Source organism: Pseudoalteromonas luteoviolacea CPMOR-1 (assembly GCF_001625685.1).
GTDB classification, from domain to species: domain Bacteria; phylum Pseudomonadota; class Gammaproteobacteria; order Enterobacterales; family Alteromonadaceae; genus Pseudoalteromonas; species Pseudoalteromonas luteoviolacea_K.
This window is the reverse complement of record NZ_AUYC01000051.1, coordinates 80,112-106,906: the sequence shown is the minus strand read 5'-3', so window position 1 is coordinate 106,906 and position 26,795 is coordinate 80,112. Positions and strand designations below refer to the sequence as shown.

13 protein-coding genes are annotated in these 26,795 nt (G+C 43.0%); 9 read left to right on the top strand and 4 right to left on the bottom strand.

Annotated features, from left to right (window positions below; all coding sequences use genetic code 11):
- The first annotated feature begins 85 nt into the window (after positions 1-85).
- From N473_RS20350 to N473_RS20335, 4 genes are all read left to right on the top strand, one after another.
- Positions 86-14,158: a DUF1566 domain-containing protein gene (locus N473_RS20350; protein WP_063369515.1), complete on the top strand. Its 14,073-nt coding sequence runs from the start codon at positions 86-88 to the stop codon at positions 14,156-14,158.
- Positions 14,151-14,564, top strand: a complete 414-nt coding sequence (locus N473_RS20345; protein WP_063369514.1) for a hypothetical protein — start codon at positions 14,151-14,153, stop codon at positions 14,562-14,564. The genes N473_RS20350 and N473_RS20345 overlap by 8 nt, the downstream gene beginning before the upstream one ends.
- Positions 14,565-14,781: 217 nt before the next feature.
- The gene (locus N473_RS20340; RefSeq protein WP_063369513.1) at positions 14,782-15,189 is read left to right on the top strand and encodes a hypothetical protein; all 408 of its coding nucleotides are present in this window, start codon (positions 14,782-14,784) and stop codon (positions 15,187-15,189) included.
- A 431-nt stretch (positions 15,190-15,620) separates the two neighbouring features.
- Positions 15,621-16,484: a trypsin-like serine protease gene (locus tag N473_RS20335; RefSeq protein ID WP_063369512.1), complete on the top strand. Its 864-nt coding sequence runs from the start codon at positions 15,621-15,623 to the stop codon at positions 16,482-16,484.
- Positions 16,485-16,519: 35 nt separating this feature from the next.
- Here N473_RS20335 and N473_RS20330 read toward each other — a convergent pair whose 3' ends face one another.
- Together N473_RS20330 and N473_RS20325 are read right to left on the bottom strand one after the other, a co-directional pair.
- Positions 16,520-16,978, bottom strand: a complete 459-nt coding sequence (locus tag N473_RS20330) for a hypothetical protein (protein ID WP_063369511.1) — start codon at positions 16,976-16,978, stop codon at positions 16,520-16,522.
- 241 nt (positions 16,979-17,219) lie between these two features.
- Positions 17,220-17,978, bottom strand: coding sequence for an HAD family hydrolase (locus tag N473_RS20325; RefSeq protein ID WP_063369510.1), 759 nt, complete (start codon positions 17,976-17,978; stop codon positions 17,220-17,222).
- 147 nt (positions 17,979-18,125) lie between these two features.
- Here N473_RS20325 and N473_RS20320 point away from each other — a divergent pair, with 147 nt between their 5' ends.
- Positions 18,126-18,929: a helix-turn-helix domain-containing protein gene (locus N473_RS20320; RefSeq protein WP_063369509.1), complete on the top strand. Its 804-nt coding sequence runs from the start codon at positions 18,126-18,128 to the stop codon at positions 18,927-18,929.
- A 40-nt stretch (positions 18,930-18,969) separates the two neighbouring features.
- Here N473_RS20320 and N473_RS20315 read toward each other — a convergent pair whose 3' ends face one another.
- Positions 18,970-20,925, bottom strand: a complete 1,956-nt coding sequence (locus N473_RS20315) for a c-type cytochrome (RefSeq protein WP_155735681.1) — start codon at positions 20,923-20,925, stop codon at positions 18,970-18,972.
- A gap of 465 nt (positions 20,926-21,390) precedes the next feature.
- Here N473_RS20315 and N473_RS20310 point away from each other — a divergent pair, with 465 nt between their 5' ends.
- A complete protein-coding gene (locus N473_RS20310) occupies positions 21,391-22,227 on the top strand; it encodes a mechanosensitive ion channel family protein (RefSeq protein WP_063369508.1) in 837 nt (278 codons plus the stop codon).
- A 46-nt stretch (positions 22,228-22,273) separates the two neighbouring features.
- Here N473_RS20310 and N473_RS20305 read toward each other — a convergent pair whose 3' ends face one another.
- A complete protein-coding gene (locus tag N473_RS20305; RefSeq protein WP_063369507.1) occupies positions 22,274-22,972 on the bottom strand; it encodes a hypothetical protein in 699 nt (232 codons plus the stop codon).
- A 492-nt stretch (positions 22,973-23,464) separates the two neighbouring features.
- Here N473_RS20305 and N473_RS20300 point away from each other — a divergent pair, with 492 nt between their 5' ends.
- The 3 genes from N473_RS20300 to N473_RS20290 all read left to right on the top strand — a co-directional run bounded on the left by N473_RS20300 (position 23,465) and on the right by N473_RS20290 (position 26,693).
- Positions 23,465-24,238, top strand: coding sequence for an enoyl-ACP reductase FabI (locus N473_RS20300; RefSeq protein ID WP_063369506.1), 774 nt, complete (start codon positions 23,465-23,467; stop codon positions 24,236-24,238).
- 3 nt (positions 24,239-24,241) lie between these two features.
- The gene (locus N473_RS20295; RefSeq protein ID WP_063369505.1) at positions 24,242-24,721 is read left to right on the top strand and encodes a MaoC/PaaZ C-terminal domain-containing protein; all 480 of its coding nucleotides are present in this window, start codon (positions 24,242-24,244) and stop codon (positions 24,719-24,721) included.
- Positions 24,722-24,857: 136 nt separating this feature from the next.
- A complete protein-coding gene (locus tag N473_RS20290) occupies positions 24,858-26,693 on the top strand; it encodes a methyl-accepting chemotaxis protein (protein ID WP_063369504.1) in 1,836 nt (611 codons plus the stop codon).
- The last annotated feature ends 102 nt before the right edge of the window (positions 26,694-26,795 follow it).

Below are 26,795 nucleotides of genomic sequence, written 5' to 3'. Positions count from 1 at the left end.
TGATTTTTAGGTTGATATGTTTTGGGTTGGAATATATTATCCCCCTCCGAATTTTGGTATAAATTATTCTTGTAAGGGACCTTTCATGGTAATGCTTCGCTTTTTTTTAATGCTCACAATTTTATTGCCTGAGCTGGTGTTAGCTAATTGTCAGATTATTGAAAGTATAAAGGGAGTTAATATTCGTTCACTGGCCAATTCGAGTGCGAGCAAAATTGGTTATATGAATGTTGGAGAGCAATATGCGTTAGTTGCCAAAGAAGGGAACTGGGCGAGCTTCTGGTACGATGGAGAAATACGCTGGTCATATGCAAATGGATATCTGTCAGAGTCTACTGGCCAATGCGTGTCACCTGTTGAAGAAAGTATCGTAAGAGCGAGTGCCAATGAGCAGTCTACAGCCAATGGTACGGTCTCTGCTGGATCTCAATGGGTAGTCACGTCAGATACTCTATCGGGTTGGAAGCAAGTTTGGCATCAAGGCAAGTTGGCTTTTCTATCAACTCAAACTTTGCACAGTGCGCAAACACAGATCATCTCCAAACCTAACCTTACTGCATTTACAGGCTCAAGTTATCGTTACAGTCCACGTTTAAACTCTAGCGGGCAAGCCCAAGTTTCGCTTGTCGAAGCGCCCCAAAACATGACAGTCAATTCAGGAGAGTTAGTTTGGCTGCCTGACATCACTGATGTTGGGCAGCATCAAATTAGTCTATCAGCCCAGCTAGAAACTGGGGAGGTGTTAACGCAAACCTACATGTTAGATGTTCACTCCTCAGACGTTGCTAGCTGTGTTATTTCTGAAGCGGTAAAGGGGGTTAATGTCCGTGAGAGCAACAGTAGCAGTAGTGCCAAAGTCGGATATATAAATAAAGGCGAACAATATCCAAGGGCTCGAACTGAGGGTAATTGGCATCATGTGTGGTTTGAAGGTCAAGCACACTGGGCGTATGCAAAAGGGTATTTAACAACAGCGGGTGGGCGCTGTTTGAGTATTAATAATACCACCAATTTATATGCGCAACCTGATACATCAAGTGAACAACTTAAACAAGCAAATCTTGATTCTGTCTGGGTGGTTTTACAGGAACAACCTGACTGGTATGAAGTGCAATTTAAAGGCGCAAGTGCTTATCTACTCAAAGCCGATTCGAGATTAATCCCCCGATTTAATGATTGGCAATATATTAGTATCGCGAATAACAAAACTTATCCAAATAGCACGTTTAGTTATCAGCCAATGATAGCGCCTCAAAACCCTGCTAACTTTACACTCACTTCTGGGCCTGAAGGCATGGAGTTAATCGATGGCCAATTAAAGTGGCGTAGCCAAATTCAAGACCTAGGTGTTCATAGCGTTACCATAACCGCTTCTGATATTGGAGGGAGTGAACTTACTCAACAGTTTACTGTGACGGTTGAAGAGGCAGCTTCGGCACAGTGCCAAATTGTGGAAGTAACCAAAGGTGTTAATGTCAGAGCGGATAAATCTAGCTCAAGTGAAAAAGTAGGGTATTTGCATCTCGGTGAACAATATGCGTTGATCGCTCAAGATGGTCATTGGGCAAATATCTGGTTTGATGGCCAAGCTCGCTGGGCTTATGCAAGTGGTTACTTGCAAAAAAGCGCTGGCACTTGCGCAACAACACAGGCACTTGCTGATATCAAATCTATCGACAGTGATGAGCTTATGGGTATTGCTGAGCTCGGTTCTCAGTGGGTAATACAGCAGCAAAGTGCTGAGCAGGTCACCATATTTTTTGCTGGTGAATTGGCCCGTTTAAACAAAGTAGATACAGAGGCAAGTCAAACATCGCTGGCCTTTGTTAGTGAGCCTATTACACAGGCTACAATTGGCCAACTTTATCAGTATCCCCTGAGAGTCAATACAGATGCAGAAACTACATATCAATTAATCTCTGCACCTACAGGCATGGTCATTGAAAATGACACCATAGAATGGGCGCTTTCACCTGAATCGGTTGGGACACATTTGATTACTGTGACTGCAACCACGCAACAACAGCAGACCACGCAATCATTTTCATTGAATATTGAACCGGACGCGAGTGCATGTCAGTTTGTCGAAAGTATCAAAGGCGTTAATGTTCGTTCTGAGAATAGTAGTAGCTCGCAAAAAGTTGGCTATATAAGTCAGGGGCAGCGCTACAGGGCACAACAGAAAGTAGGCAACTGGTACCAAATTTGGTTTGATGGTCAGTTGCGTTGGTCCTATGGGAATGGCTACCTTATCCCTGTCACAGAGGCATGTAATACAATTTCTTTGTCAGCTCAAACGCAAGTATATGATTTTGCAAATGAGCAAGCGCCAATCATAGGGGCTGTCAACTCTGATTCGCAGTGGTCTATTATTTCTGAAAATGAGTTTTGGGCTAATATCTGGTTTGCTGGTCAGTCTAGCTATGTAAAGAAGCAGACCTCACCGCTCAACAGTTTTGCGCCTGAAATTATCAGCAACCCTGTTTTAAGTATTCAAGCAAAGCAAGTCTACTCATATCAAATAGAACTCAAAAGAGCGGCTTCATCTACGAGTTATCAATTAATAGCCGCGCCACAAGGTATGTCAGTTAATCGTGACGGGCTCATTCAGTGGTATCCAGCAGTGCCGTTATCATCTCCTATCAGCGTGACAGTCGAAGTCGAGCAAAATGGCAATACGGTTGAGCAGTCGTTTGAGCTGTCAGTATCTGCGGCACCTGCCGTTGAAGGATGCCCAATGGCTGAGACAGCACGCAGTGTTTATGTGCGCTCTTCGCCGAGTCGTTGGGGTCGAGTGGTTGGTACGTTAGGCTCAGCAGAGCAAGTTTTATTGGGTGATGAACAAAGCGGATATATTGATATTGCACACCCAACAATTTACGGGTGGGTAGCAAGCCGTGATCTAACCAAATATGGACAAGCAGCTTGTTTGACTGTGATAAAGTCTGGCGGCAGAGGGTATCCGTCACCGGATAGCACAGATCCCAATTTATGGTCTTTGTATACAGAGTCCCGTTATTTTATTCATGGTCAAACCGAAGGTTGGTATAAAGTTTACTATGTTGACGAGTGGGGTAATGGGTTTTATACGTGGATTGAAGAGGAATATGTAGAAGCACAAGGCACGCAATTGCCGATGCAGTTTTCAGGTACCTCCGATACTTATAATGCATATGTTAACGAGCTATTTTACTTACCTTTAGAGGTCAAAAATCAGAGTCTAGAAGCCAAGTTTACATTAGTAAATGCACCACAGGGGATGACTATTGACGCTGTAACCGGGCTTGTGAGTTGGTTACCTACAAATAGCGACAACCATCTGCACCAAGTGGATGTGAGGGTGTCTGACGGCGTTCATTTTGATGATGTTTCTTTCTCTATTAATTTAAGCAATGCGGCAGCACGCTGTGAAATCATTTTGACCTCTCCCGACACGGCTGTTTACGCGTCAAGTACATCAATGTCTGCGATGCAGCGTATTGCAGGCAACCAGTCTTATGCAGTGAAATCCAGTTCTCAAGCGCGTTTTGAGATTTATTTTGATGAACAGCCTCGATGGGTAGAAAAATCAGATGTTCATCTTTCAACTTCTGCACATTGCAGCGAAATATCCAATAGTCAGGCTGAAGTTAGAGAGTTTAATGGCACATTTGCTGTTGATCGCCTTGGCTTTGCTGGGAGAGGAACACGTTGGCCGATCGTCGACCTTTATGATGATAGCCACTATATATTCTGGTTTGATGGCAAGCTTGGGCGAATGGAAAAATCTTATGGCTCTACTATTCCACCAAAAGCCATTATTGCTACGTTACCAAGCATAGTTGCGGGCCAGCCATTCAATCTAACAGGTTTTGATAGTTTAAATCCAAGCTCATACCAGCCGCTTCAATACATGTGGCGGATCAACGGAGAAGTTGTTTCTTCGCAGGCTCAAGTTGGTATTTCCGGATTGTCAGCCGGCGACTATCACATTGCGTTGTCGGTTATTGATTCACATGGCCAAACACATACTGCATTTACTCAATTAAAAGTATTCCCTGCCGGAACCACGCTGACTGAGTTTACCAGCATTCCAAAAGTGGCAGTGTTGAGAGGGCAAAGTTATTCATATGAACTGACTACAAATACTGCCGAGCCACTCAGCTACGCATTGCTACAAGCACCTCCTGGTATGACTATTTCGGACGCTGGCGTCGTGCAATGGGAAGCGGTGACCACGGGCATCAATCATGTGGTTGAAGTGGTCGCGACGACACGCAGTGGGGAAGTAGTGGTACAAAAGTACTTATTGTCTGTACAAGACACCAATATCGCGCCGGAGTTTACAAGCACTGCACCAATAAAAGCGGTGGTTGGCTACGAATACCAATACCATGTCAAAGCATTTGACAAAGACGGCGCGTTTAGAGTTGGCATGTCAGACGCTCCTGATGGCATGACTTTAGATCACTTTAAGGTGATTAGATGGACACCCACCTCTGCTCAATTGGGTGAACATCACGTAGAGCTGACCGCTTTTGATGGCATAGTGTCAACTGAACAGGCCTTTACGATCCGTGTTGAGCAAGGTGCTGATCAGGACTTAGATGGCGTTCCAGACATTGTAGATCTGTGTAGTAATACCATTGAAAATGCGCAGGTTGATACCTACGGTTGTACAGCAGATGATAAAGATCGCCATGATATCTATTCTGAGTCACAGGTCCCTAAGACAGGCCAAAAAAATAGTTTAATGCCATTTGATGATGGATTTTATCAACATGGTAAATCTGCACAATTCAATGTGCTCAATGATGGTTTAGTCGAAAATCAAAATACTTTACAGATATGGGCAGATCTCCCTGAGTCTTCGGCTCAAGCATTGACCTGGCAACAGGCCCATGATTACTGTGATACTTTGTCACATGGTGGTATTAGTAACTGGCGTTTACCTAATGCTGAAGAACTTTTCTTCTTGGTTCAAAAAGGTGCTCAGCAGGATAGTTTATTGCCAGCAGAGTTTACAGTAAGAAGAACAGGTAGAATGTGGACTCGGGAAAAGTTTTTCCTGACGACCACCAGCGGTGTTGACTTGACCTCTGCGACACAAATTGATGTATCTACAGGGCACTCTTATGGCAGAAATAGCTTAGAGTATGATGAAGCGGGTGCAATGTGTGTGTCAGGAGAGATTGCTTATAAAGCAAATCTTAACTCATATACTTATGGTGTATATGATGTTCAGAACCAATTAGTTTGGCAGCCTCATGATATGGCCCATGAGGACATAATTGGCCGTGCATTTGGCTTCCATGAAGCCGTGCAGTATTGCGAAGCACTAGAGCATGCTGGGTTCAGCGATTGGCGTTTACCAAATATCAATGAGTTGTATAGTCTCGGTATTGATGAACAGGCTTATCAGAATTATTTCCGCCGTGAACGTTATGGGCAATGGCGATATTACTCTTTTTGGAGCGCGACAAAAGGACAAGGTGATGACCAAGTTCTCATGCTCAGAAAAGATGGTCATGAAGCGATACATACATCAAGCCTATCTGCACATACCCGTAAAGAACAAGTCTTTGAACAGCACGGTCTCGTTAGGTGTGTGCGTGATTGGGCGCCGCCACAGATCCACTATGATTACCAGTCGACAATTCAGTTTGGTGAGTTGATAGAAATAGACTTCAGTGGTACTTCTTTCTTTGGTGAAATACCAGATATTAGTTGGCAATTGGCCTGTAAAGGCGATCCACAGCAATGTCAGGTGGCCAATACACATAATGACCAGGCCCCTGATGTCGGCGAATGGGAAATTAATGTTCAATTACGCAAGTTTGGTTTTGAACATTCAGCTCGTTTACCGTTAACAGTATTACGCAGCTCTGACAATAACATTCCAACTGTTCAAGATTTAGAAATTGTGAGGCGTCTTGATGGATATACCGGCACCTCTGGTAGTGGCTATCCGGTGCATTTGGAGATCTTTGACGCGGACGTATCAGGTGATGGCTGCAACCTTCTGAGTACGCATTGTGGTTTGCAGCAACGATTAAGAATAGAAGTGGTAGAAATGCCCCAAATTATTCGGCTTGGAGAATGGCTAGAACAAGATAATGTGTTTGTACCTTATCAAGCGGGTGACTTTTTGCCTCAGGCGTTTAATTTTAAAGTGACGCCAACAAGCGATGAAGTTATCGATCAGATGAAAATTCGCGTTTTTGATGGTCAAGATTATTCAAGAGTCGCCACTATTAAGTTTAAGCTAAGTCGCTATTCGTTGAACCAATTGGCAAATTTAGGTGCTGATATTGGGTTGTTGCCTGGTAGTGATTACATTTTGGAACCCAAATTGGCGGCTCAAGGCGTTGAGTACGAGCGTGATTTATCTTATCTATGGGAATTAGAAAATTCCAATGTGTCTTTTACATCACCTAGCATAGAGATTAAGAACGCTCAAAATGATGCAGTTTGGAAACTCACAATCACAGATCCACAAGGTCAGTCTGCTTCAAACTCGGTTCACTTAGTCGTCGCTAAACCTTTGCCTGAGCAGATACTTCTCAAGCCAGGAGAGTCTGGAGTTGTGCGCGTGCATACAGCGCTAAGTGGCTTTGAAGAGCCGCTCTTTACGCAATTGACATGGCATTTGAATGGGGAACCATGGGGTGATCAAGATAGGTATACATCATGGAAACGGATTAACTTTAATCCTGGTGAATACCAAATTACAGCCAAATTAGAAGATGTACTAGGGCAAACGGCTGAGTATACATCAGCGGTGAAAGTCGCAGATTGGCCTGCAGATTTTGTATTGGAAAACATTACCTTTGTGGCTGGTCAAAATAATGTGATGCCACATTTTGAAGAGTTTGAACATCTTGGGCAATTATGGGTGATAGATGGCAGGTACCTATCGATTGAAGATGGGAGAACACCATTTAGGTATCCTGAAGGGCAATACGAGGCAACCTTGTCAATGCGGTTGTTTGGCAACTCAGAATATAAGACCTATTCGACCCAAGTCACTGTACTTCCTAGCGAAATGGTTTTACCTCAACCGGAGAAAATCGCGCTTATTTCTGGTAGCGATCATACCTTGCAACTGTCTGGGCAGGCGCTGAGTACTGAGCACTATAGCTATTCTGTGCGCCGTGAAAGCGATGGGGAGTTATGGCTTTCACCGACTGTGACATTGAATAATGTCACGACTTTGGAAACCTACCATTTCACCGTACGTCGATTTGATGGGGAAGAAGCAACAACTAGCATTACTGTAATACCCTCTAAGCCATTACCTGCACACATTAATTTGCATGAAAATGAGCGTTTGCAATTGTTGGCACACGACCTTGCTGATAATGCTGTTTTCAAAGACTATCAGTGGCATATTGATGGTGAGCTAGTAAGCAATAATGCCCGGCTTGACACCGTTTTAGGTTATGGCACGTATGCGTTGTCATTATCACTTACTGATAGCTTTAACAGAGTTAAAGTCTATCGCAGCCAAATCAGTGTAAAAGGTAAGCTTGCAGTGTGCAGACCTGTTCAGCAGTTTACTGAGGAGCAACTGAATGCACTTAATCCAGATGAGAATATCCCGTGGACTGGGGCTGATTATGTCTCGGTAGAGGAGATAGCCAAAGGGTTTAATCACGCGAGAAGTATAGATCAAACTACGGACGCGAAATTGGCTATGCCTAGTCAAGCAAATTGGGATGCGATGTCAGTTGCGCAGCAGGCGTTATATTTAATTAATGCTGAGCGCATCGCTCGAGGCTTAGTGCCTTACAGCGGTGTTTCTAAGTTGGCCAACGAAGTTGCAGATAACTTTGCGCAGCATTTGATCCATTACAATGCATATGGTCATTTCCGTGTGACAGATGGCGCTGATCCGACGGCGCGTTTGACAGAGCATTTACCTGATTTAACTCAGTTTTCATCATCTTACGGCGCATCTGAAGTACTTATGGCCAGTGGTGCCGAGCAGCATGAGAGTAGCAAGTCATCTGCTATGGTGCATGCAATCTATGTATGGTTCTATTTCGACAAAGTGACCTACTCTGGGATTCCGTGGGGACATCGTCATGGGTTGTTTTCTTCAAGTCCTTTCGACGCGCAATCTCACAGTGCAAGCGCAGGTCTTTTGGGGGTTGGCAGTGCACAAGGTATGCATCAACTTGATAGCAACCCAGAGCGCGATACTATCATGTCGTTGGTTAACCCCATTCACTTTGATGGCGACTGGCCGCAGCGTGATACATTGAGCTATGTTGATCACAGTCGAGCTACCTTGTGTAGCAATCCGCAGCTACAATTGCCCGCAGATGACGATATGGTTGCAATTAATCTCTATCCAGAAATTTTGCACTTAACACCGGGGAGCAGTGAAGAAATTACTGTACAGGCCCTTTACAGTGATGGTTCAAGTCAAAATTTATCCACTCAGGTACAGCTGCAAAATACGTCACAAAATGTGTTTAGTTTCTCTGGCACAACGGTAACAGGCGGACAACCGGGAGAAGCAAACTTAGTCGTTCACGCAGGCGGCATTGTCTCAAATACTGTGAAAGTTTCGGTTGCAGATAGAGTTATTCTTAATGATGCTGAGCTTGACGAATTCGTTAAAAAACACAGTCAATATATTGCGGATAATGCCACAGTTACTCAGTTCCCAACCTCGATGTTTGCTTTGTACACAGGCAGGGTGTTGGATCAACATGGTGGACCTTTAGCTGATGCAAAGGTGTCATTTAATGGCAAACCTGAATTGGGTGATATAAAAACAGATCAAAACGGTGCTTACACCATTGCAGGTTGGGCAGGCAGCGTCACCATTGATATTGCAAAACCAGGTTATTTGCGTGTCCAGCGTAGTTTGGTTGGCGATAACCAAGCATGGAATTCAGTTGAACAGGTCAAGCTGCAAAAGCTAGATAGTAAAGTGAGTACAATTTCTCTGTTAGGCAGCGGCAATAAAACGCACCGCTCTGCGCTGATAAGCGATGTGTCTGGAGAACGCAGTACCACCTTGGTATTTGATCAAGTGACCAAAGCAATCGTGACAAGTCGTAACGGTGAAGTACGAGAATTGGATACGCTGTCGGTACGTGCAACAGAGTTTGAAACACCTCAATCCATGCCAGGTATTTTACCCGCAGAAACGGCATTTACTTACTGTTCAGAGTTAGACATAGGTGGTGTAGCTGATCACGAGACCGTTGAATTTGATCAACCTGTGACTATGTATGTCGATAACTTCCTTGATTTTGCTGTGGGTGAATTGGTACCGATTGGGTACTACGACCGACATGATGCGAAGTGGAAGGCCTCTGAAAATGGCGTTGTTGTTAAACTGCTAGATGCGAACAATGATGGCCTTGTAGATGGTGCTGATTACACTGGGGACGATATTGCTGACGACATTGACGGCGATGGTGCGACAGAAGACGAAGTGACTGGAATTGAGCACTACCAAGCTGGCAAAACTTATTGGCGTGGTGAGATGCGTCACTTCACTCCTTACGACTTCAATTGGTCTGCAAATGCCGATGGACAGCCTCCAGCTGATGTCGAAGTGGTATCGGGTGATTCGTTAGTTGTTGATGAAAATAACGATGAGTGTGCGGCGGTCAGCTCCTATATCAAGCCTAAAACTCAAGAGCTGCATGAAGATATCAGCATTTTGGGGTCAGGTATTACGCTTCACTATAACAGTGCCCGTACTGCTGATTACCACCACGTAGTCAGAGCAAATATCAGTGAAGAGACGGTGCCTGCCAATGCTACTGTTATGCACGCTGTATTTGAAGTGGCTGGACACCGTTTCGAGCAACAGCTTACTCCGTTAGATTGGCAAAATGTTGAGTTTGTTTGGGATGGTAAAGATGTTAATGGTCAATCGGTTGAAGGCGAAATACGCGGCACACTGAGCATTGGGTATGAATTTCAAACACAGTACCTGAGTGCAGGTAATATCGCGGAGTCGGGTTTGCGTCCTGCTCAGACGTCACCAACTTGGGCGGTGTGGGGAACTGATCCTCTGGGCGTCGAAGGCCGCCAAACTGAGATCCGCTGGTCGAATTCTACAGTGACCTTGTATAGCGCACCTAAATCTCACATCGCCAACGGCTGGAGCTTGTCGAATCATCACACCAGTGATCGTGCTGGCAATATTTACAAAGGTGATGGTGAGGTTGAAACTTCCAAAACAAAGACCAATGTAGTTAGCACAGGTATTCAATTTAGTGTGGTTGACGGTGATGATGGCTATTACCGAGCGCGTGGTAAAAAGCTTAATTATCGGGTATCTAACTACGACTACATCATTGATTTACAAACCAAGCTAGATTGGCAGCGAACGCCAACAGAGACTTTGATGTCAAAGTCTGAAGCTCAGGCTTATTGTGCGGCGTTAGATTATGGTGATGGTGAGCGAATTCGCTGGCGTTTACCCTCCATTAGAGAGATTTTATACACCATAGATAAAAGTGGTAAAGAGCGTGATACCTATATTTATACCATCAATGCCTCGACAGGTATTTGGAGCGAAAGCTATGAGGATTTAGGCCAGAAGAAACCAGCACTTTGTGTTCGTGGTTGGGCGGTAAAGTACTCAACAGCAGATTTCCCTCTTGTCAGAGACGACAATCGACGCGTGCTCAAAGAGCATTATTCCGGTAATCAGCTGATGTGGCAGGACACCACAGACAATGTGTCTTTGTTATTCAACTGGAAAGATGCAATAAATTACTGCGAAAACTTAGATCATGCAGGTTATACCGACTGGCGTATGCCTAATGTGAATGAATACCTGTATGTCGTTCGCAGCCCAGCCTTTGAGCACCGAACATTGGCACAGGCGCCAGATGGTGCCAGCGACAGTGAAAAACTTTGGACCCCCTATGTTGAGTGGCGACAACCTTATTGGACAGCAACGCCAAACGTTGGCGCGCCTCAGCAAGAAGCGTGGGCAATCGACTTAGCTGGTACTGGCTATCATGCTTATTCTCAAGAGCAAGAGCAGTACAATGTACGCTGTGTGCGTGATGATATTGACCATAATGCCAATCCATACGGGTTTGGCAGGCAGGGCCAACACGTTCAAACCATAGACCCTGCGACAGGTGTCAAGTTAGTCAAGTTTGATTATGACGAGTCATCTGGCCTGCTTACAAGCGTGACAGATCGATTTGGCAACCGAATAGAGTTGCATCGTGACGAGCAAGACAAAGTAACGCGTATTGTTTCGCCATCTGGTTTGGAAACTTATTTACAGATTGATGATGACAATAACCTAAGATCGGTGAGTTATGCAGATAATACGGGACATAAGTTCAATTACTTAGGCCAGCTACTACACCATCAAACCGATCCGAATGGCAATGTATTTGAACGTTTCTTTGATGCTCGAGGTCGCATTGAGCGCAGCGTTGACCCGGAAGGCGGGCAGTGGCAATTCTATAGCCAGTTTGATCCACAGAGTAACTCCACAGTATATGGTTATACCACGGCGCAAAATAACCGTTTTGAAGTAGAAGAAAGTTTTGTCTCTGGTTATCGTCAGGCCAAAACGACCTACCTTGATGGCAGTGTAGAGTGGTCAAAGCAAACCTCGAGCAATGTGTATGAGCAGCAAATTGGGGATATGCTATATCGAGTGCAGACAGAGCCGCTGCTTAACCAGCTAGGTGCTGCACCGAATTTGGTGGTTACCAAAACGCCTAGTGGCATTGAGTCAAAAACCCAATTCCGCAAATCCAAGGTAGATGACAACACAATCCTGACGGTTACTCAAAATGGAGTGCAAAAAACCGACACTATCTACAATAGTTATCACAATACGGTGACAACACGCTCTGGCATGGGACGTGAATCGACATTAGTTTTCAACCCCAGAAAATTGCTGACAGAACGCTCAGAAGTGGAGGGTTTTGCACCAGTTCATTACGCTTATGACAGCCATGGAAGAATCACTCGAGTGTCGCAAGGCACAAGAAATACTATGTATTACTATGATGATAGCTATGGCTTACGCCCGGGACTGCTAGAGAAAGTCGTAACCAATGGCACTCAACAAGTCAGTTATCAGTATGACGAAGTGGGTCAGGTACTCAGTAGTGTTATTTCATCCGGTGGAGTGCAAACACAAGCGACTGAGTTTGAATACGACAACAATGGTAATGTCATTGCGTTAACCCCTGATGGTCGAACTAAGCACCACTTTAGCTACGATGCGAATAATTATCCAACGTCGTACCAAGCGCCTGATACCGCACAGTTAGTAGACACGACTACCAGCTATGTGTACGACACCGACAGACGTATAAAATCGGTCACATTACCGTCTGGTGACCAGATAAAAGCCATTTATGCTAATGGGTTAGATCGAATTGATGCGGTTGAAACACCTTATGGTCGCTATGCTATCGACTATAACGAGGTGGGTAATGTGACACAATATACGGCGCCAAATGGAGATAGTTTGTCCTATCATTTTGATGGCTTACTGTTTACGGGTGTTGATTGGCGTGGTGAAGTCGTCGGAGACTACCGTCTGCATTACACACAAAAAGGTGAGCTAGAGCAGTTTTGTGTCAATCAAAGTCACTGTGCCGATTATGGCTATGATCTGGATGGTTTAGTGACTCGGATTGGAAACCTGTCATTGGTGCGTGCGGCTGATCGTATGGGGATCATCACAGGTACCTCTATTGAGAATATCACTCATGAAATTAGCTATAACCAATATGGTGAGTTAACAGGAGATGATTTTGAGTTCAATCAACAAGCTCTCTATCGCTCTGAGTATGCCCATGATGACAATGGTCGTATCGTTAGAAAAACGGAATACCTGACTGGTAACACCGAGTTGCAAGACTATGTGTACGACGATCTTGGTCGCTTGTCAGAGGTAGATGATGGTGAAAAGGTTACGAAGTATCAGTATGACAGTAATGGCAATCGCCTTATTGAAGAAATTACACAAGGTACATCAACGGTGCGAGTTGCTGCGACCTATGACGAGCAAGATCGTTTACTGACATACGGCAATTGTACGTTTAGCTATACCACAAATGGGCACTTAGCGAGCAAAGTGTGCGCGCAGCAAGAGCAGCGTTTTAGCTATGATATTTTTGGCAACCTGCTTGGTGTTGAGGTATACAATGACGGCGCGATCAGTAAACAGATTGCGTACCATGTTGATCCACAAAATCGCCGAGTTGCAAAGTGGGTTGATGGGCAGAAAACCACCAGTTATTTGTACGCTGGCCAGCTCAATCCCGTTGCTGAACTAGACAGTGAAGGTAAGTTAAGTGCTCTCTTTATCTATGGTTCTAAAGGTCATGTACCGGATTACATGGTCAAAGGAGGCCGTCAGTACCGTTTCATAACCGATCAACTTGGCTCTCCAAGACTCATTGTTGATGCCGCCAGCGGCGAAATCGCACAGCAACTTAGTTACGGCACCTTTGGCCAAGTCACTCAAGATACAAATCCAGGGTTCCAGCCATTTGGCTTTGCGGGTGGCCTTTACGATGCGGACACACAGCTTGTGCGTTTTGGCGCAAGAGATTATGACGCCTATACTGCACGCTGGACCGCTAAAGATCCAATCGGGTTTGGTGGTGGCGATACCAACTTATATGCCTATGTAGCAAGCGATCCGGTCAACTTTATTGACCCAACAGGGCACTTCTTGGCAAACTTAATCAATGCCGCAAAAGAAGCTGGCACGGAGATGCTGTGGCAGTTAGTTGTAGAGGGCAAGTCGTTTGGGTGTATTGATTACAAAGCGGTTGCCGTTGCTGGTGCTGGTGGCTTGGTATTTGGCGGAGCTGCTGCGGCTAAAGCCTATAAAATGTGGAAGAAGAGTAAGGGAACTAAGGGGTTAAAAAGCTTTGCAGATGGAATGTCTCAAGAAGATGCCGCTCGATATAACGCACGATACAACAAGCGGGCTCCAGTTGAGTCGACACCTTATAATACACATACTCGATACCATGACAATGGTGATATAAAACAAGTTACAACCTATGATCAATATGGTGATCGTCATAGACAGTATGATTTAAAAGATAGTAGAGGTAGGGAAGCTCATCAGCATAATTTTGACTACTCTATATACCCAAGACCAAAAGGGCAAAGATCTAAGGAACACGCAAAAATAAATGAATAAATCTAATTATATAGAACTCAGTGCAAGTTCGGAAGTTGACGCTTTATTACAAAGCGTCAACTGGGAAGAAGCGTTTATAAAGGAATCTCACCTTTACTCTCCGAGTTATATTTTGCCATCGGGCATAGTGGCGGCTGATTCAAAGCCAACACTTAAGTTAGCAATTTGTTTACCTGAAAACGGTGCAAAAGTAATAGAATTGAGGTTTGACGAAGTTGAAGAAATATGTATTTTTACATTGATGGATATCTTTCCAAAAATATCATTAAGGCACAATGAGATAGAGCTTGAACTCTGTGAAAAATCAGGTCGCTGTATTAGAAGTAAAAAGCTATATTATCGATTTCTAGAAGATTATTTATCAAGTGATTGTCCAATTTATACGGAAGAAGACTTGTATATATAATTGAGAGGTTTTTATTAAAAGGAGTTAGTTCTTTTTTTAGTCAGAATAAAATGGATAAGCAAAAATTTATTCTACTGCAAGAGGTATTAAGGTTTCCTAATGGTAGATTTATGTCTAATTCAGATGGAGAGTTTCGAGTCGTTACTGACCTAGGTCGGCAGGTCGGACTTAAAGATGAAACTTCGTTACGGATTGCCGCAGGAGAGAATGGTAAAATATGAACAGCATGCCCTGTGAAATAAATTTCCAAATAGTCGACAGGCCGGAAGAACCTTTGACGAAAATGGCTCTATCACAAGTTGATGGTCGTTTGCAGATATTAAATGAAGGGAGATTAATTTTTAGTGAAGACGATATCTGCTTAGCTGAGTTTGCAGCACAACTGTCCAATTGGTTAAATAAAGATTTTCCATGTAAGCCATTTATACATGAGTCGATGGATTATGAGGAGCCTTTTGTCATTATGGCTGACGTAGTTGATAATGATATTACTTTGTCTTCCCCTTGGTGGGTAGAGGGCATAAGTTCTCCGTCAATTTTTAAGCTCAATGAATTTATAGATGCTGTAAATTTATTTTTGAATAAGTTTGAGGAAGAGTTACCAAATATAAGCTCTATTTATTGATTATCCTGAAGCCCTTTGAGGCTTTTTCAATTCCCACAGGCCCATTAATAAAACCAATATTTGTTCGCTACTTATGCACAGCAAGTGGATGGGTAGAAAAACGGCAGTTATTTGCATGCTGGTCAACTCAATCCCGTTGCCGAATTAAACAGCGATGGTAAGTTAAGTGTCCTCTTTATTTATAATTCTAAAGGCCATGTGCCGGATTTCATGGTCAAAGGAGGCCGTCATTACCGTTTTATACCCGGTCAATTTTATTGTTCTAACAGGGTAATTCCTTGGCCAACTTAAGTGAACAGTTAACCTAATTTTATATCCATGGTTGCGATATAGGCTATTCACTTGATACGGTAACGTCTCAGAATGTGTATTCTGTTTAACCATGTCTAAGGATACCTTGAGCTATATTATAAAAATAATAAAGGGACTGTATGAAGTATATTTTATTCTTGCTGATGCTTGTTGCTTATCATGCAAACGCCATCATTACTCGCCATGATGTTGAAGATAAACACTATCTAGCTGCGCCAGCCGACTTTCCTGCACTGGCAACATTTTATATTGATGGTGCACATGGCTCGTTCATTAAGCCAAATTGGATTATTACTGCGGCGCACACCACATTTTGTTTGCAGCCAGGCACCAAAATAAAAACCACCCAAGGGAGTGCGACTGTTAAGCGTTTACATGTGCACCCTCAGCATACCCCTGGTGTTAGCCACGATATCGCGTTGATTGAGCTCGCTGAGCCTGTTAAATATGTACAACCTGCAAAGTTATATAAAGAACAGGATGAAACAGGGAAGTTAATCTGGTTTATCGGCATTGGTGGAACAGGCAACGGTATAACTGGGATCACTGTTGATAACTATGAAAACAAAGGGGTATTGAGAAAAGCCCAAAACCGAGTTGAACAAGCCGTAGGACCCATTTTGAAATTTAAATTTGATAAAGGAAACAAGGCATTACCTTTGGAGGGGATCTCTGGTGGTGGTGACAGCGGTGGTCCTGCATATTTCAAACAAGGAAATAGTTACTATGTTGTTGGCTTGAGCTCTCGTTATGGGGGGGGACCTTCTGAAAAATATGAGAGCTTAGAGGTGTATTCAAGAGTGTCATACTTTTTACCTTGGATAACGAGCATCATCGCACAGCCAACACTATCCATAAACTCAGGTATTAGTGTGGAAAAGTTGAAGCACTTGCCCGGCGGATTAAAACCTACAGATTTACCATCCATCTGTAAAGACATTGTGTTCACTGAAGACGAACTATCGGCGAACGTACAAGGTTAGTCAGTGGGGTGGCCTACGAATGTAGGCCACAGACTTTACTGAAGTTTTTCCAAGTTCATTTGAGGATGCTTTTGCATCACTTTATTCAAGGTCTCTTGCTGACTGTCATCAATTTCAACATGCAAAACCAGTGGGTGATGTTCGCCATGTGTTGAATCCTTACACATCATGTAATATCTGATTAAATCAGTGCCAATCATACCGCTCACCCAAAGACTGAACATCCCTAAGATAATCGTTCCTATTATCGCAGCTGCCGGTGGGATCAGCACCCATGAGACAGCACAATATGCTGCTACCATGATAGTGATCAGTACCATTAACTCCGATTTCATAAGGTGTACTACATGGTTTGTTAAGCAATCATGTAAAGGGTGGGGCTTGTCGTCGCAAATTGCACTCACATCTTCGTTATCAACATGCAAGGACTCTAGCTCGTCTTGTGTATCACGAAACGCTTCGTAGTCGTGACCTTTAATGACATAGTGGCTCATACAACCTCCTATCTAGGTTTCTTGGTGATACGTGTGTATTGCTAGATAAGTTTACTTTTTGAACATTATTGAATGTCTGCTTGTGTCTTTGGGTACAGTTTTCATTTTTAATAAAGCAAGTGGGCTAAAAGAAACGTCATAAGTAGCACTTTATAAATCAATTAGTGAACCATCTCTGTATAGCCATCCCCACTGTGTATTTAGTTGAGAGTGCTTAATATCACTCTCTAGTCATTACGAGTTAAATAGACTGCTTCACTAATGTGGCAATGTCATTGAGCTGCGATAGCAACGTATCTTGGCTGACTCGTGTACTTGTCCGCTTTAGGGTGATTAAATCACCGACAACGTAGGCCGCTTTAGCCGCTTCTAGCATCGCGATATCATTTTGGTCGTTCCCCATACAAATAGTCTCGCTCATATCTAAGCCCATTCGTAATAGCGCGTTGAGCTTATTACTATTCTTTGGAACAACATCAAAGCTATGATAGCCGTTATGATGGTAAACATCGAAATCATCCAATACGGTTTTAAGGTACGCTTTGACTTCTTCATGCCGATGCTCTTCGAGCACGAGCAGTTTTACAATTGGCTGTTGCCTGAGAGCTTGGTTACAACCTGGCTCACGGCCCAGTTTTTTGACTTCTTGATGAAAGTGATGAGGGGTGTCTGAAATAGCATATTCTTCAACGCCATCATAAAGGTAGGCTATTTTCTCCCTGTCTAGCCATTCTAGCACCTGAATAATTTGCGTCTTACTAAAGTGCAAAGCATGAGTCACTTCTTTGTTTTTACTGATCATTGCTCCATTGCACCCAATGATGTTGTGTTCCCAAAAGTGTTCATCAAGGACAGGGAGCGTATCCCTCAGAGGTCGCGCTGTAGCGAAGTAAATCGTTGCGCCTTGATGTTCGATCGCTTGGATTGCTTCTGTTACTGCTTTTTGCATAGGTTGGCCTTGAAAAATTAACGTACCATCCAGGTCGAATACAACATTCATTACTTTACATCCCAATATTTAAGTTGCGTTTACTTTGCCAAAAATGCACACTTAAATTTTATCTATAAGCTCAAATTTTTTAGGTTTAAGGTCATAAATAAAATAAAACCAGCTCCGATCCGTTTCAGTGTTAATGAGTCTGTGAGTGTGAAGCATATCAAACAAAGTCCGTTATTATTCGAATGGCATCAGCATGATTGCTATGAACTGATCCTCACTCTGGGGGCCACAGGTAAGCGGTTTATTGCAGATGATGTTCACGTCTTTGAAGCGGTTGATCTCGCACTGATCCTGCCTGGTGAGCCTCATACATGGGATAATCAAGATCAACAAGCATTGGTTGGTGATGTTGTGGTTGTGCTCTGGCCGAAAGATTTGTTTGCAGTGAATATTAATGAGTTTGAAGCGCTCCAAACATGGTTAAATGGGCTCGAATATGGCTGTGTGTTTTCTCTAGAAAGTGCATTAAAAGTTAAGAATTTACTCCTAGAAATGGCGGGTGCTCCTGCACTTAAAAAACTGACTTTGCTCAGCGAGGTTTTGTCGTTTTTAATGCGAGCGCAAATTGAAAAAGAGATGCCCATCAATGTATCAAGCAGGCACAGGGCGAGAGTGACAACGATTTTGGAAGCTTTAAACAAGGATTTAACCTGTTTTCCTAGCCTTTCAGATTTGGCGGTACAGGCCAACTTAAGCACCTCTACACTGAAAAGGGTGTTTAAAGACAACTTGGGCATGAGCTATTCGCAATATTGTGAACAATTGCGGTTAAAGCGAGCTCGGCATTTACTTGCGACGACGGCATTGCCTATCGGTGTGGTCGCACAGCAGTGTGGGTTTAACAGTAGTGCGTATTTCAATCAGTTTTATAAGAAACATGAAAATATGACGCCAAGTCGCTTTCGCAAACAGTTTGCTTGGCGAAAGCGAGTTATGGGTGTGAAAAAATGAGAATGAGTGCATATTCCACAGAATATGCACTTGCAGGCCTTTAAAGGGTTTTTAAATATTCTATCAAGGCCATTTTTTCTTCATGATTTAGCTTTCTACCTATTTTCCCTGGTACGGAGTGATCGTTTGTAAACGCGTGACCAGTATTGAGATTCCCCGCTTGGCGAGTATCTAAAATAAAGTATCCATTTTGGTAATCATCTGTTTGATTCGCAGGTCGTAAATTCGAACGTTGGTTAAGCGCATTTACATACTTTCCCTGTGATACACCGACGTTGATTGGGTCAAATTCAAGTCGACCCAGTTCGACAAAGGTAGGTCTCTCATGGGGCTCAGATAGCAGGCTATATAAGCTTGGTACTGACCCATTATGTAAGTATGGTGCAGTGGCCCAAATACCATTTAACGGACGTGCTTTATACGCGAAGCTGTGCTTCAGGCAATTTGGTCTACCGCCTTCGAGCTTTTGTTGCCACTCATCGGAAGTGTAGTTTTGTCTAAACCATTGTTGGTTTGTTTCCTCAACTACCGCGCCTAATGCAAGCGCAAAGTTGTTTGTCGCGCTGTCTTGTACGTTGATAAATTGCAGGTCTTTTTTCATTGTTTTGGTTCTCTGCTCTTTGTCAACGTACACACATACATCTGTATTAAGGCCCAGCTCTTTGGTGTTGACGGTACGATTAGGGAGGACTTGTGCTTGTGCAGGATCTGTCCCTATGGATGCTAAGTCGATCAGTTGGAGTTTGATATATTTCCAATCAGTCTGTTTCACTTCCCCCTGTTCTTCATAGCTGATTTTTTCCCAGTGTTTCTGCCAAAATTGAGGGCTATCCATGGGCGGTAGGTGACAACTTTGACAGTTTTTTGCATACAATTTTTTGCCTATGGCTGCTAATTTTTCGTCGATTTTAGGTAAACTGTTTGGCCACTTAGGAGCTCTTAGACCATTGATGTTTCCGAGTTCCCCTGGCTTGTAATCTCGAAGTGGGTATTCACCTGCTAACCATTGTTCAATGTCATACAATGATTTGATCGGGATAGAACTTGCAAAAGTTGCAGGTTGTTGTAATGGGCTAGTTGGAATTTGCATATCGACATAAGCGGCCACACCAAGCGCTTCGCCTGCATTACGAATAAGTGGCTGCATAATTGAGCCGTCATATTGAACCCAGTCAAACCAAGATGTGGTCCAGATGTGCGGATAATTCACAGGCGCTTCAATGGGGTTATAGTTTTCTGGTCTGTCCATATTGTCAGCAAATACTTTGTTGCCTATCCGGTTAAGTGCATCGAGTCGTGTAAATCCTTCAGTAACATTGATGGTATCTTGGCCTTTAGCAAGCTTTGCGACGGTCGTAGTGAGTGCATTTTTGAGTTGAGCTTTGGTGACAACGTTGTAATTACTGCCCAATACTTTTTGGGCAAAGCGCTCGAAGCGGCCATCAAACGGCGTAAGTTTACTCGATAGCACCGTTTGTCCAATGGCTGCGCCTAAAGACTTAGTGAGCAATCCCAAGTCAGTCATTGCAGGTCCCCCATCAATGACATAGCGAGTATTCTGGTAGGTAAATTGCCCCGTATGGCAGGCTGTGCAGGTAAACCCAACCGCAGTCGCTTTTCGGTTGAGGCCTGGCATGGGAATACTGGCGGTTTTTGCTAGGCCTAAAGGCAATTGTACCTCGCTTGTTTCTTTTTCTTGATTTAAGTTGATGAAACCTAAACGATAAATGTACTCACTGAGAAAGGCTTTTTCTTTTCCAAATAAAATGAACCAAGGCGTGTCTTTAGGTGCCTCTAATGCTATTAACCATTCATATGGTATAGGCAGAGTTGCTGTGCCTTGAGAGGCATGATAAGGCCATTGCTGATCATGGTATTGTGTGTCTGACCATCCAGTCTGGTTAATAAACTTAGTGTCTAAATGTTGATATTCAGGCAGCTGAGGCGGAGTTAGTGCAAATTTTAGCTCATTCAGAGCTGATGTAGTACGGATCACCAGTGCCGTAGCAGCAACTACGATCAGTATAGATACAATTCAAGGCCACTTTCTTCGTAACCAGCCAAGTACAATTGGATAATTATTGGACATAATATTCTCAGACGGTAATTAATTATTGTTAATATTTTTGCACGTATCTGTAACGTGAAAAATTACAGTCGATTACACCTAGACGGGTATGATTGATAAGTGTGATAAAAAAAACTGTTCAATATAGGCCTTCAAACTCACAGTCATTGTGCTCTTATTGCTATAAATATTATTTAAAATGAGCTAAACAAACCGTGTTGAAGTAACGACTTTTATCTCGTTAGCGGGTCAGAGCGCGCCCATTAACCTGAGCGTATGGCTGGTGTTCAGAGAATGATCATGCTTTTTCTACGTAAATTTAATAAATATTCATATTGACACTCATTTTTTTAACTAAGCTTAGTCCTTAAGGTTTAATTAATGAGGTTTTTTATGGACACATCTTCGATTGATCCACAAAAGGTGATGGATTTAGTGGTTGAGCACGTGATTAACTTTGCGCCAAAGTTAGCACTTGCCATTATTACTCTGATTGTCGGTTTATGGCTGATTTCACTCGTTGGCAAAGCGATTGACTACTTGCTTGAAAAGCGAGATTTCAACATCTCGTTACGAAAGTGGTTGAGCAGTGTAGCGACCGTTTTACTCAAAGCTTGTTTGTTTATATCGGTTATTTCAATGTTGGGTGTTAAAACGACATCCTTTATTGCCATATTAGGTGCAGCAGGCCTTGCAGTCGGGCTTGCGCTACAGGGCAGTCTTTCTAACTTTGCTGGGGGGGTTTTGATCCTTATCTTTAAGCCGTTTAAAGTGGGAGACTATATTGTTGCACAAGGTGAGGAGGGGGTTGTTGAAGCCATTGATGTTTTTTGTACTTTTTTAACCACGTTAGACAACCGCAGAATTATATTACCAAATGGCCCATTGGCTGGTGAGCAAATTAATAACGTCACGCACGAACCTATTCGGCGCGTCGATCTGTCTGTGGGCATTAGCTATAACAACAGTGTTGATGATGCAGAGCGCGCTTTATTAGAGATGGCTAAAAATGATGAGCGCATCTTACAGGATCCAGCCCCGTTTGTTGGCGTGGTTGGTTACGGTGATAACTCGATTGATTTAGCTGTTTGGGTTTGGTGTAAAACAGATGTTTATTGGGATGTTTATTTTGCAACAAATCGCGCTATCAAGCCTGCGCTGGACGGCGCAAATGTTTCTATTCCTTACCCACAAAGAGATGTTCATATTATCGATAAGAAAGCTGAATAATCGATTTTAAAAAAGGGTGGGGTGATAGGCCCCACCGACATCAGCATTAGAAGTTATATCTTAGCGTTACGAAGTGATTTTCGTAAACATCCGCATTTTGATAGCGAGCGCTTAGTGACAAACTGTCAGTGATTTCATATTGTAATTCGAACTTAATAGCCAACTCATTTTTTTCTTGAGCATCTTTTAAGTGTTGGTAGCCAAGCCCTAAAATCGCAGTAAAGTTACCGTGCAGATTAATATGATAGTTGGCGTCAAAACCAAACACACTGGTGTGTGCTTCAGCTGAATACTGAAGTAAGTCGCCATACGTGTGATCAGCGTGAGTATCTACAACACGCTCATAGCTGAGCATTTTTTCATTGTAATCAATTCTGCCGATAGAGCTTTTGAACTCTAGCAGCGCATTTTCTTCTAGGTCAACAAGGTATGCAGCATTGACATTCCACTGAGTCGCATTAACGTCTTGATCGAAAGTATGCAGTGCAACCGTGTTTGCAGCTTCATTGACAGTATTGAAGCTCTGCTCATCAGATGTTTTTAGATATTGAGCAGAAATGACCCAGTTTTCATTAACTTGGTTGCTGCCTTCAATAGCATAGCCTTTTAGGCTTACATCTGTATCTAGCACTTCCATTTTAAACTTTGCATGGCCTGCGCCGATGTAATCAAAGTTAAAGTTATCATTTGCATGGACAGTTGTAGATAAAAACGCGGCAGAAAGCGCAAGAGGGATAAGTTTCATGATTTCCTTACTTGATTTAGGTACTAAATTCAGTGGGGCATCATACCTATTGTTTCCTTAATGTAAAGAATAAAGTCGAGGTTAATATTTGTTTTTCTATTTGGGACAATGTTTGGCTGGGTTTTGAGAGGTTTGCCGAATAACTATGCTAGTAAGTAAGTTTAAGTTTATTTTTTAGTTCTTTTTTGGTGTTTTTATTGCGTTATTCTCTATTTGTAGAAGAGTGATTGTTGTGTTTGTTGGGATTGATGTGGTTGATTTGCATGCACAAATTTAGTTTTTATAGCGCGTAGCAATGTCTTTAATTAACATTTAATGAGATGGTTATCGCCCGTTTATTCAACTAAATAGGTGTTACAACGGGTCCTAACTCCTGGCAGTTTTAAATACTCAATTTAATTAACTTATTTTGCACGTTGTCTTATTTATGAAAAGTCTGACTTTTATGATGCAGATGTGGACTGAGTGTTTAGTGAAGAAGGATATTAAGCAATGCACAGTATGATGGACTTATCCGGTAAACAAGGGGTGGTTGTCGGAATTGCGAATGAGCATAGTTTGGCCTATGCATGTGCCAAACTATTCAATGATTCGGGGGCGAAAGTCATCGCAACATATGCAAATGAGTCTGCGGCGAGATTTGTTTTGCCGCTGCAAAGTACCTTAGAAGGTGTGTCATTGGTGTGTTGTGATCTGTCTGATGAGTCCTCAATCAGTCGTTTATTGGCGATCGCAGAGTCTCATTTGGGCCCAATTGATTTCATTGTCCATTCAATCGCATTTGCGCCGATGGCCGATTTGCATGGCCGTTTAATCGATTGCAGCCAGACGGGCTTTCAAGAGGCAATTGAGGTGTCGTGCTTCTCTTTGGTGCGCTTAGTCAGTAAATTTGAAAACATACTGAATGCGCAGGCAAGCGTTGTGACAATGTCTTATTTGGGCTCACAAAGAGCGATTCAAAATTATAACGTGATGGGGCCTGTTAAATCTGCGCTAGATTCAAGTGTTCGATATTTAGCAATGGAACTAGGTGGAATAGGGTGCAGGGTAAACGCGATTTCAGCTGGTCCTATTAAAACCAGAGCTGCATCAGGGCTCAAAAACTTTGAGCAATTAATTGAAAAAAGCCATGCAGGTTCACCCTTACAAAGGGATTTATCCAGCGAGGATGTGGCAAAAACAGCAATGTATTTAGTGAGTGATCTGTCGCAAGCTGTGACGGGGAGCACGATATATGTTGATAATGGCTATCATGTGACGGGTTAAACGATGAAATTAAAAAATACAGTCTTTGAAGATATTGAAATAGGCCAAAGCGCAGCGCTTACCCGCCACGTTAAAATGAGCGATATTGCAGGCTTCGCGGCATTAACTGGAGACTGTAACCCAGTTCATTTAAACCAAGACTATGCGGTTCAGACTCCATTTCACGGTATTGTTGCGCATGGTATGTGGAGTGCGGCGCAAATATCAGCTGTCATAGGCACAAAGCTGCCGGGCCCCGGTTCGGTATATCTTTCTCAAGATCTCAAATTCGTTGCACCAGTCAAAGTGGGTGATGTGATCACCACCAAAGTCACTGTGGTTGATAAAGATTACAACCATGGCTTTTTAACGATTGATTGCCAATGTACGAACCAAAAAAATGAAGAAGTGGTGTTTGGTATCGCAACCATATTAGCACCAACCGAAAGGCTTGTTATTGATATAGAAACGCCAGAAGTTAGGTTGGTAGATGGCCTATGTTAGGCAATATTCTTTTCTAGTATAAAAGCTTGAAATGATATTTGATGAGTTTTTGACAACAAAAGGCAGCAATACTTAGCAGTTGTATTATATTTTTAGAATCGTGTATCGAGGGTATGGATAGTACCAGAAGGTTGATATGTTTGCGCAGCTAAAAATATCGAGTCGATTAGGTGTAGGGTTTTGTGTATTATTACTTGTGTTTAGTTGTGCTACTTTAGTTTCAATTCAAGCGCTTAATACCGCGGCTGACGGGTTCAGTGATTATCGTTCACTGGCGAGAAATACCAATAATGCAGGGCGTATACAAGCCAATTTGCTGACCCTAAGAATAGCTGCGCTACATTATATCAATACGGGTAGCCATATCGCATTGCAAGAAGAGCGAACAAGAATGGAAACCCTCAATGAGTTGCTAGAAAAAGCCCATCAAGACGCAATCAGCAACGAACAGATACAGACTTTCATTGACGTTGAAAAACTTGCCAACCAATATGCAAATACCTTTCAAAAAGTTGAAGAAAAAATAGCCCAGCGCAATGCGATTGTGCATGAACAGCTCAATAAAATGGGCCCCCTTATGGAGCAAGACTTGTCGAGTATTTTGCTCAGCGCACGCCAAGATAACGATATGGAGGCGGCCTTTTATGCTTCATTGGCACTGCGAAACCTGTTATTGGTCAGACTCCATGTGATTAAATTTTTAGACAGTAATGACAGTGAAGATGTAGAAAAGGTCAATCAAGAATATGGGGCATTTATCGTGAATATAAAAGCGTTAGATGACCAACTGCAAGATGATACCAGAAGACGCCACTTTACCAATGTTCGTCGATTAGCTCCCAGGTATATGAACCAGTTTACAGAGTTAGTGAGCGTGATAAATTCTCGAAACAGATTGAAGCGGGAAAAACTAGATGTTATTGGTCAACAAGCGGCAAATAAAATTGAGTCACTGAAGTTATCTATCAAAGATAAGCAAGACTTGATGGGTCCAGTACTACAAAAAGATAATAAGGTATCACAACAGTTTGTGATATCTGTGAGTGTATTGAGTTTAGTGATTGCCATTGCACTTGCACTGCTGATTTCACGTTCAATCACAGCGCCTATTAATGAAGCTGTTTCAATCGCAAATGCCTTAGCTAAAGGTCACCTTCATCTGAAGAAAAAAGTAGCAGGTCATAGCGAAACGGCCAAATTAATGAAGGCTTTAACAGATATGGCGGAACAGTTTAAAGCAGTTATTTATGAGGTTAAACAAAGTGCAGCCGCGCTTGAACAGTTCTCTTCATTAGTCATTCGCACTGCAAAAGAGATGGAAGCGACCGCCGCGTCTCAAGAGCGCAGCGTTGCTGATACAAAACATGCGGTGATAACTATCAGTGACTCGATAAAATCTAATAGTGAATATGCGTTGGCTACCGAGCAAGTGGCCATCAATACAGCGAAAGAAGCCAATGATGGTGGGCAAAAAGTGAAAACAACCATAGAGGCGATGAAGACGATAGCAGAACAAGTCAAAATCATCGATGAAATTGCCTATCAAACTAACTTACTAGCGTTAAATGCAACCATTGAAGCGTCCCGTGCAGGTGAACATGGCAAGGGGTTCGCAGTTGTGGCGAGTGAAGTTCGCAAGCTCGCTGAGCGTTGTCAAAATGCATCGGAGCGCATTGGCACCAGCGCGTCAGATAGTGTTAATTTGGCCGAAAATGCAGGGGCTCAATTAGAAACGATTATCCCAGCAGCCAATAAAACGTCAAATCTAGTACAAAATATAATGGAGATTTCAAAGCAACAGGAAGTGGGTCTGAATCAAATTAATCAAACTGTCGAGGCTGTTGATACTGCTTCAAAACGCTCAACTGAAGCGAGTAATGATTTATCAAACTCAGTAAAAAGTGTGGTTGCACTGTCTAACAGGTTGCGTGCCTCAGCGTCCTTTTTTAAATTGTCTTCAAGACACGACTAGTATTGGTGCCATGCCCATAATATTCTCAAACGCACCTTGAGCTTACCTTTATTTTATCAGTTGGGTGATGCAGCGGTAACAACGATACCGCTGCATTAGTGA